Consider the following 8,288-nt stretch of genomic DNA (forward strand, 5'->3'; position numbering starts at 1 on the left):
TGATGACATTGGCGATTATGACGGCCATAATCAGGACTGGTTTCCCGCCAGACCTGGCGGCGGATCCGCTTCGACCAAGGGAGGACTTCAGCATGGACGACAGTGCAGCGCAATCGGCGCCGGATCCGGGTGGCGCGAACCTGAGTCCCGGCGAGCTGGCAGGGATCGATGCCTTCTGGCGCGCCTGCAACTACCTCGCCGCCGGCATGATCTACCTGCAGGACAATCCGCTGCTGCAGGAACCCTTGCGCCCCGAGCACATCAAGCAACGCCTGCTCGGCCACTGGGGCTCCAGCCCCGGCCTCAGCTTCATCTACGTGCATCTCAACCGGCTGATCAGGAAGTACGACCTCGACGCGATCTTCCTCGCCGGCCCCGGTCACGGCGCACCGGGCGTGCTCGCCCCGGTCTGGCTCGAAGGCACCTACGGCGAGGTCTATCCGAACAAGGGCGAGGACCTCGCCGGACTCAGGGAATTCTTCAAGGAATTCTCCTTCCCCGGCGGCATTGGCAGCCACTGCACCCCGGAGACGCCCGGGTCGATCCACGAGGGCGGCGAGCTCGGCTACAGCATCGCGCACGCCTTCGGCGCGGCCTTCGACAACCCCGAACTGCTGGTCGCGGTCGTCGTCGGCGACGGCGAGGCCGAGACGGCGCCGCTGGCCACCGCCTGGCACTCGAACAAGTTCCTCAATCCGCTGCGCGACGGCGCCGTCCTGCCGGTGCTGCACCTGAACGGCTACAAGATCAACAACCCGACGCTCTTGGCGCGCATCTCGCACGACGAGCTCGACAACCTCTTCCGCGGCTACGGCTGGACGCCGCATTTCGTGGAGGGCGACGACCCGGCGACGATGCACGCGCTGATGGCAGCGACGCTGGAGCGCTGCGTCGAAGACATCCGGCAGATCCAGCTCGAAGCCCGCAGCAGCGGCTTCGCCCGGCGCGCGCGCTGGCCGATGATCGTACTGCGCAGCCCGAAGGGGTGGACCGGGCCGGCGCGGGTCGGCGGGCACCAGGTCGAAGGCAGTTGGCGCGCGCACCAGGTTCCGCTCGCCGACGTCCGCGACAACCCGCAGAACCTCGCGCAACTCGAACAGTGGCTGCAGAGCTACCGGCCGCAGGAGCTGTTTTCGGCCGAGGGCAGGTTCGACCCGGCGCTGCGCGCGCTGGCGCCTTCCGGCGAGAGACGGATGAGCGCCAACCCGCACGCCAACGGCGGCCGCCTGCGCCGTGCCCTGCGCCTGCCCGACTTCCAGGACTACGCGGTGACGGTCTCCGAGCGTGGACGCAGCGAGGCCGAGAACACGCGTCGCCTCGGCGAATACCTGCGCGACATCCTGCTCGGGAATCCCGACAACTTCCGCGTCTTCGGCCCCGACGAGACGACTTCGAACAAGCTGCAGGCGGTCTATGAGGCGAGCAAGAAGACCTGGCTTGCCGACCTCCTGCCCGTCGATGCGGACGGCGGCGAACTCGCTGCCGACGGCCGCGTCATGGAGATGCTCTCCGAGCACACGCTCGAAGGCTGGCTCGAAGGCTACCTGCTCACCGGCCGCCACGGCTTCTTCTCGACCTACGAAGCCTTCGTCCATGTGATCGACTCGATGTTCAATCAGCACGCCAAGTGGCTGGCGATGAGCCGGCAGATCCCGTGGCGGGCGCCGGTTTCGTCCCTGAACCTCCTGATCACCTCGACCGTCTGGCGTCAGGACCACAACGGCTTCACGCACCAGGATCCCGGTTTCCTCGACCTCGTCGTGAACAAGAGCCCGGCGGTGACGCGCATCTACCTGCCGCCCGACTCGAACTGCCTGCTCGCCGTCGCCGACCACTGCCTGAAGAGCTGCGACAACATCAACGTGATCGTCTGCGACAAGCAGAAGCACCTGCAGTACCTGTCGATGGACGAGGCCGTCCGCCACTGCAGCAAGGGCATCGGACTGTGGCCGTGGGCGAGCAGCGACGCCGGCTCGCTTCCGGACCTGGTGATCGCCGGCTGCGGTGACGTCGCAACGCAGGAAGCGCTGGCGGCGACCGAAATCCTGCTCGGCCATTTCCCGGACCTCAGGATCCGCTTCGTCAATGTCGTCGACCTCTACCGGATGACGCCGGCCAGCGAGCATCCGCACGGACTGTCCGACCGCGACTTCGATTCGCTGTTCACCACCGACCGCCCGATCATCTTCAACTTCCACGGCTACCCCTGGCTGATCCACCGGCTGGCCTACCGGCGGCGCAACCACGCCAACCTGCACGTGCGCGGCTACAAGGAGAAGGGCAACATCAACACGCCGCTCGAACTCGCGATCAACAACCAGACCGACCGCTTCAGCCTGGCAATCGACGCGATCGACCGCGTGCCGCGGCTGCAGGTGGCCGGCGCGCACGTCAAGGAGAAGCTGCGCGACCTGCAGATCGACTGCCGCAACTACGCGCACGAGTACGGCGTCGACCGCCCCGAGCTGCGCGACTGGCGCTGGGGGCGGCCATGAGCCCGGCCGCGCACCTGTCGCTGACGGCGCAATGGCCGGAGGTCCTGCAATGCATCGAGCCGCTGGCCTTCAACCTGCGCTGGGTGTGGAGCCACTCCGCCGACTTCGTCTGGGAGGCGCTCAACAAGGAGGTCTGGCGACGCACGCGCAACCCCGTCCTGGTCATCCGCGACACGCCGCGCAGCCGGCTCGCCCAACTCGCCCAGGACGAGGCATTCATCGCCCGCCTGCAGCAGCTCGAACGGCAGGAGTGCGACTGCCTGTCGCGGGAGAGCTGGTTCGAGCGCAGTTCGTCGCCAAGGACGCCGCTCGATCCGCCGCCGCTGATCGCCTACTTCAGCATGGAGTACGGCCTCTCCGACGCGCTGCCGCTGTACTCCGGCGGACTCGGCGTGCTCGCCGGCGACCACCTGAAGACCGCCAGCGACTTGGGCGTTCCGCTGGTCGCGGTCGGGCTCTTCTATCGCGAAGGCTACTTCCGCCAGATGCTCGATGCCGACGGCAGGCAGCTCGAAATCTATGCGCTCAACGAAGTCTCGTCGCTGCCGGTACGCCTCGTCACCGACGCCGAGGGGACGCCGCTGCGCGTGGCCATCGAGCTGCCGGGACGCAGCCTGCGGCTACGCATCTGGCGCGTCGATGTCGGCCGCATCCCGCTCTACCTCCTCGACAGCGACGACCCGCTCAATTCGCCGTTCGACCGCGGCATCACCGCCAAGCTCTACGGTGACGACGGCGAGACTCGCCTGATGCAGGAGATCGTCCTCGGTGTCGGCGGCTGGCGCGCGTTGCAGGCGCTCGACCTCGACCCCGACGTCTGTCACCTCAACGAAGGCCACGCGGCGCTGGCCACGCTCGAGCGCGCGCGCAGCTTCGCCGAGCGCGAGGGCTGCGACTTCATGACCGCGCTGTGGGCGACGCGCGGCGGCAACGTATTCACCACGCATACTCCGGTCGCCGCCGCTTTCGACACCTACCCGGTACCACTGCTGCAGAAGTACGGCACCGACTACGCGCGGCGTGCCGGCATCGAGGGATCGCTGATGCTGGCGCTCGGGCTGGCGAATCCGGACGATCGTGAGGGCAGGTTCAACATGGCCTACCTCGCCGCACGTTGCTGCGCGCGCCTGAACGGCGTCAGCGAGCTGCACGGACGCGTCAGCCGGACGATCTTCGCGCTGCTCTTCCCGCGCTGGCCCGAAGCCGAGGTGCCCGTGGGGCACGTGACCAACGGCGTGCATGTCCCCTCCTGGGACTCGCCCTGGGCCGACCGCCTGTGGACCGACGCCTGCGGCAAGGCGCGCTGGCTGGGCGCGCACGAGCATCTGCCGGACCTGGTGGCCAAGCTGAGCGACGCCGAACTGTGGGATTTCCGCGCCTTCGAGCGGCGCGACCTGATCGAGTATGCGCGCAAGCGCCTGGAACTGCAGGTCAGCCAGCGCGGCGAGAGCGTGGAGACGGCCGCCGAAGTCCGGAAAGTGCTCGACCCGAACGTGCTCACCCTGGGTTTCGCGCGCCGCTTCACCGAGTACAAGCGGCCGACGATGCTGCTGGCGCAGCCCGAGCGCCTCGTCCGCCTGCTCACCAACCCCTCGCACCCGGTGCAGCTGATCATCGCCGGCAAGGCGCATCCGCGCGACCAGCCAGGGCACGAGTTCGTGCGCCAGTGGGCGCAGTTCGCCAGGCGTCCCGAGATCCGTTCGCACGTCGTCTTCATCGAGGACTACGACATCGCGCTGGCGCTCGAACTGGTGCAGGGTGTCGATATCTGGATCAACACGCCGCGCCGGCCGTGGGAAGCGAGCGGCACCAGCGGCATGAAGGTGCTGGTCAACGGCGGGCTCAACCTCTCCGAACTCGACGGCTGGTGGGCCGAAGCCTACTCGCCCGAGGTCGGCTGGGCGATCGGCGACGGCCACGAGCACGCCGACACCGGCTGGGATCAGGCCGAGACCGAGCAACTCTTTGCGCTGCTCGAACAGCAGGTGGTTCCCGAGTTCTACGAGCGCAACACCGAGGGCATCCCGGGCCGCTGGGTGGCGCGCATCCGCGCGAGCCTGTCGGCGCTGACGCCGCGCTTCTCCAGCAACCGGATGCTCGCCGAGTACCTGGAAAAGCGCTACCTGCCCGCTGCCGAGAGCTTCCGCAGGCGCCGCGCCGACCGGCACCGCCTGGCCAGCGAACTGCAGGCCTGGAGCCGCGCACTGATCCAGCACTGGCCCTTCATCCACTGGGGCAACCGCGAGGTCGAAACGGGCGAGGGCGGTCACTGCTTCCGCGTGCAGGTCTACCTCGGCGACATCGATCCGGACGCGGTCGCCGTCCAGCTCTACGCCGAAAGCACGCCCGGGCAGCCGCTCGTCGTCGACATGCGCCGCGACCATGCTCTCAGCGGCGCGACCGGCGGCTTCCTCTACGTTGCCCTGGTCCCGGCCGACCGGCCCGCCGAGCACTACACCCCGCGCGTCGTCCCCGCGCACCCGGAAGCCGTGCTGCCCGCCGAACTCGGGCTGATCGGGTGGTTTTCAAGCTGATCCTGTGGGCGCCCCGGGCACTCGCGTCTTGTTCGGTCGCGGCGCTACTTCTGGTCTTGTCGGCGTGCGGCGAGGAGGCCAAGCTGCCCGTGTTGGCCGGCGCCGGCCCGCATCCGGTACTACCGCCACCGTCGCGGAGTTTGCCGCCAACGGTCAATACTCGGGTTTCCCAGCGCTAACCCGACCTATGGCGGCCGCGGCAGACGGCGATTCGCTGCATTCAAATGACAGAAATAAATGCAAAATAGATATTGAGGCGCTCATCGTAACTGACTATACTGTTTTCGTATTGCCGGATGTCATTTTTATGGCGCTCTGGTTGCACCTCAAGCAGAGCGGTCGGGCAGATGAAAATCTCTGATATTCAAGGAGAGAATGATGACGCCAAAGTACGCATCCAATGCCTTTGAAGACTTCGCTGCGCCGCAAGCGACGGCTTCTGCCGAGACGGCAGCGGTCAACAACATCGGCAGGGCAGACGCTCTGGTCGGTGCCTGGGTCAAGGCTGATCCGACAACGCGCGGTGTCGTGAAGCTCGTCCTGAAGTGGATCCCCGCGTCAAGACAGTAATGTGCGCAGTTTGAGCTGCTCGATCTCGCGCAAAGGTGCAGCTCAGCCGCCGCGTTCGTCCTCCTTCAGCATCCCCGCCGAGAGCAGGATGAGCTCGATCTCCTCGGTGATTTCTTCCTGGCGCCGCATGTTGTAGCTGAGTTTCAGGCGCGCGCTGTCTTCGTCGAGCCGGCGCAGCGCCTGATCCATGTGCTTCTCGCGCTGCTGGTTCTCGGTCATCAGCGAAGCGTAGAGCACTTGGTTGAGCGCTGCGTACAGGTAATGGCCGGTCAGTCCGCGCATGAATACTTCCGGAGCGAGATTCAGTTCTGCCGGGTAAGGAAGAGCGCGCTCGGTCGGCGGCAGATCGCGCAGCGGCAGCAGGGGGCGCAGGCGGATCTCACCGGTGCCGACACAGTGGTAGAGCGCCGACAGGCCGAAGCCTGCCAGTTCCGGGCGGGCGAGAATCCGGCTCACTTCGCGTGTCAGGCGGAGCAGGACTGCCGGCACCTCGTCGGCGACGCTTGCCCCCGCCTGGGCGTGTTCGACGCAGTCGCGTTCGCCGATTCGCGACGCCAGGCGGCGCCCGACCACCACCCAGCGTGGTGGGGCATCCTTGTCCTGGCACAGCGACTCCATCCGTGCCAGCAGGGATTCGTTGAAATCTCCGCAGAAGCCCTGTTCTGATCCGACCAGGATCCAGAGTTCGCGCAGTGGGCTCGGCGAGCTGGCGAATTCGCCGTGCGCCGCGAGAAACTCGGCGGCGGCGGCCTCGATTCCCGCCACCATGAGGTGCTGGCTGGCGATCAGGTCGCTCAGGATGCGCACTTCCATCAGCGCCAGTCCCTTCATCGCCGACATGATGCCGGCGATGTCGGCGAGCGCGTCGAGACGGCGGGCGATCTCACGCCGACGGCTCATCGACCTTCACCTCGGCGGGTAACCAGGCCGCGACGGCGGCGTGCCAGGCCTCCGCGCCCGCGGACAGTTCCGGGGTCTTGCCGGCGGCTTGTTCGAGCAGCGAGCGCAGGCGCTCCTGAACCGCTGTTCCTTCGAGTCCGTCAAAGAACTCGTCACCATAGGCGACCAGCCAGGCCATCTGCTGCTCGGGCGACAGCGGTGCCAGACGGTCCTGCTTGAGCAGTTCGCGTAACAGACGACCGCGCCGGATCTTGGCGTCGACGCTGGCTTCCAAGCGCGAGCCGAAACGGGTGAACACCTCCAGTTCGAGAAACTGCAGGAAATCGAGCTTCATGCGGCCGGCTTCGCTCTTGATCGCCGGCAGTTGCGCCTTGCCGCCGATTCGCGATACCGAGCGGGTGATGTCGATCGCGGGCAGGAAACCGCGTGCGTACAGAGCCGGATCGAGGTAGATCTGGCCATCGGTAATCGAGATCAAATTGGTCGGAATGTAGGCGGCGATTTCGCCCTGTTCGGTTTCGACGATCGGCAGCGCCGTCATGCTGCCGCCGCCGAGACTTGCTGCCAGACAGGTCGAGCGTTCGAGCAGGCGCGAGTGCAGGTAGAAGATGTCGCCGGGGTAGGCCTCGCGTCCCGGTGGCCGGCGCAGCAGCAGCGAGAGCTCGCGGTAGGCGCGCGCGTGGGTGGTGAGGTCGTCATAGACGACGAGCACGTCGCGCCCGGCGCCCATCCACTCTTCGGCCAGGGCGCAGCCGGCGAAGGGCGCGAGGAATTTCAGTCCGGGCGTGGTCGTGGCCTCGGCGACCACGACGCAGGAAATGTCGAGCACGCCGGCCTCGCGCAGGGTTTCGATGGTGGCGACCACCGCCGAACGCTTCTGGCTGATCAGCACATAGACGCAGAGGACATCGCGCCCCTTCTGCGCGACGAGGGTGTCGAGCGCGAGCGAGCTCTTGCCGGTGCCCGCGTCGCCGATGATCAGCTGACGCTGGCCCTTGCCGATCGGGATCATCGTGTCGATCATCTTGTTGCCGGAGAGCAGGGGCTTGTGCACGAAATCCCGCGCCGTGATCGGCGGCGACGAGACCTCCAGCGCTCGCCGGCGGCTGCACTGGATGGGCAAACCGCCGTCGAGCGCATGTCCCAGCGGGTCCACCACCCGACCGAGAAAAGCATCGCCGACGCCGATGTCGAGTCGTCGCCCGGTGAGACTGGCCGAGCTGCCTGCTGCCAGTCCCTCGCGCTGGTTGAGCAGGATGGCGCCGATGCGCGTGCGTCCGAGATCGAAGACCAGCGCCTCGCTGCCGTCCTCGAAGCTCAGGATTTCATCCATGGCCGCCGAAGGCAGTCCTTCGATGCGGGCGATGCCGTCGCCGATGGCAACCAGCTTGCCGACTTCGCTGATACGCAGTTGCGGCCGGTAGTCGGAACGCCATGCGCTGCCAGGCGGCTCACTTGCCTCATCGGGCAACGCAACGCGCAAGCCATCGCGTAACTCACTGGGCACGATGCGTGGCCTCCGCACATTCACCCGACGTCGACGCCTGCGCAAAGAAAGCCAGTTCGCCGGCCAGACTGAAGTCGAGCTGCCAGGCGCCGAGCGACAGGCGCACGCCAGCGAGCAGCGCGGGATCGACGACGAAATTTAGCGCGATTCCTTGGCCTAGCAGCCTGTCGGACTTGAGTCCGTCGGCAGGTGGATTTGGGGCAATCTGCCTAAATTTTGTGCAGAAATAGAGGTTGTCAGGCGCATAACGAACATATCTAGGTCGTTTTATGCCATTTGGGG

At 66.7% G+C, this 8,288-nt stretch carries 6 protein-coding genes; 3 read left to right on the forward strand and 3 right to left on the reverse strand.

Annotation, left to right across the window (positions count from 1 at the left end):
• Positions 1-92: 92 nt before the first annotated feature.
• From CCR84_RS03970 to CCR84_RS03980, 3 genes are all read left to right on the forward strand, one after another.
• Positions 93-2,495: a phosphoketolase family protein gene (locus CCR84_RS03970; RefSeq protein ID WP_201209870.1), complete on the forward strand. Its 2,403-nt coding sequence runs from the start codon at positions 93-95 to the stop codon at positions 2,493-2,495.
• Positions 2,492-5,029, forward strand: a complete 2,538-nt coding sequence (glgP, locus tag CCR84_RS03975; protein WP_201209871.1) for an alpha-glucan family phosphorylase — start codon at positions 2,492-2,494, stop codon at positions 5,027-5,029. Before CCR84_RS03970 ends, glgP begins: the two co-directional genes overlap by 4 nt.
• Before the next feature lie 375 nt (positions 5,030-5,404).
• A complete protein-coding gene (locus CCR84_RS03980) occupies positions 5,405-5,599 on the forward strand; it encodes a hypothetical protein (protein ID WP_207186202.1) in 195 nt (64 codons plus the stop codon).
• Between the two features lie 42 nt (positions 5,600-5,641).
• On the opposite strand, the gene CCR84_RS03985 is transcribed toward CCR84_RS03980, so the two are convergent.
• From CCR84_RS03985 to CCR84_RS03995, 3 genes are all read right to left on the reverse strand, one after another.
• Positions 5,642-6,499 (reverse strand): F0F1 ATP synthase subunit gamma, encoded by an 858-nt coding sequence (locus tag CCR84_RS03985; RefSeq protein ID WP_201209874.1) that lies wholly within the window; start codon positions 6,497-6,499, stop codon positions 5,642-5,644.
• Positions 6,483-8,006, reverse strand: coding sequence for a F0F1 ATP synthase subunit alpha (locus CCR84_RS03990; protein ID WP_201209877.1), 1,524 nt, complete (start codon positions 8,004-8,006; stop codon positions 6,483-6,485). Before CCR84_RS03990 ends, CCR84_RS03985 begins: the two co-directional genes overlap by 17 nt.
• The coding region (locus tag CCR84_RS03995) for a F0F1 ATP synthase subunit delta (RefSeq protein WP_201209879.1) at positions 7,996-8,288 on the reverse strand (293 nt) is incomplete at its 5' end. The genes CCR84_RS03990 and CCR84_RS03995, both read right to left, overlap by 11 nt.

This window comes from Rhodocyclus purpureus, from assembly GCF_016653115.1.
Taxonomy (GTDB): domain Bacteria; phylum Pseudomonadota; class Gammaproteobacteria; order Burkholderiales; family Rhodocyclaceae; genus Rhodocyclus; species Rhodocyclus purpureus.

Excerpts from the sequence above, each read along its gene's own strand:
- CCR84_RS03980 (WP_207186202.1), top strand. The coding sequence starts at position 5,405 with ATGATGACGCCAAAGTACGCATCCAATGCCTTTGAAGACTTCGCTGCG.
- CCR84_RS03970 (WP_201209870.1), top strand. The coding sequence starts at position 93 with ATGGACGACAGTGCAGCGCAATCGGCGCCGGATCCGGGTGGCGCGAAC.
- CCR84_RS03985 (WP_201209874.1), bottom strand. The coding sequence starts at position 6,499 with ATGAGCCGTCGGCGTGAGATCGCCCGCCGTCTCGACGCGCTCGCCGAC.
- glgP (WP_201209871.1), top strand. The coding sequence starts at position 2,492 with ATGAGCCCGGCCGCGCACCTGTCGCTGACGGCGCAATGGCCGGAGGTC.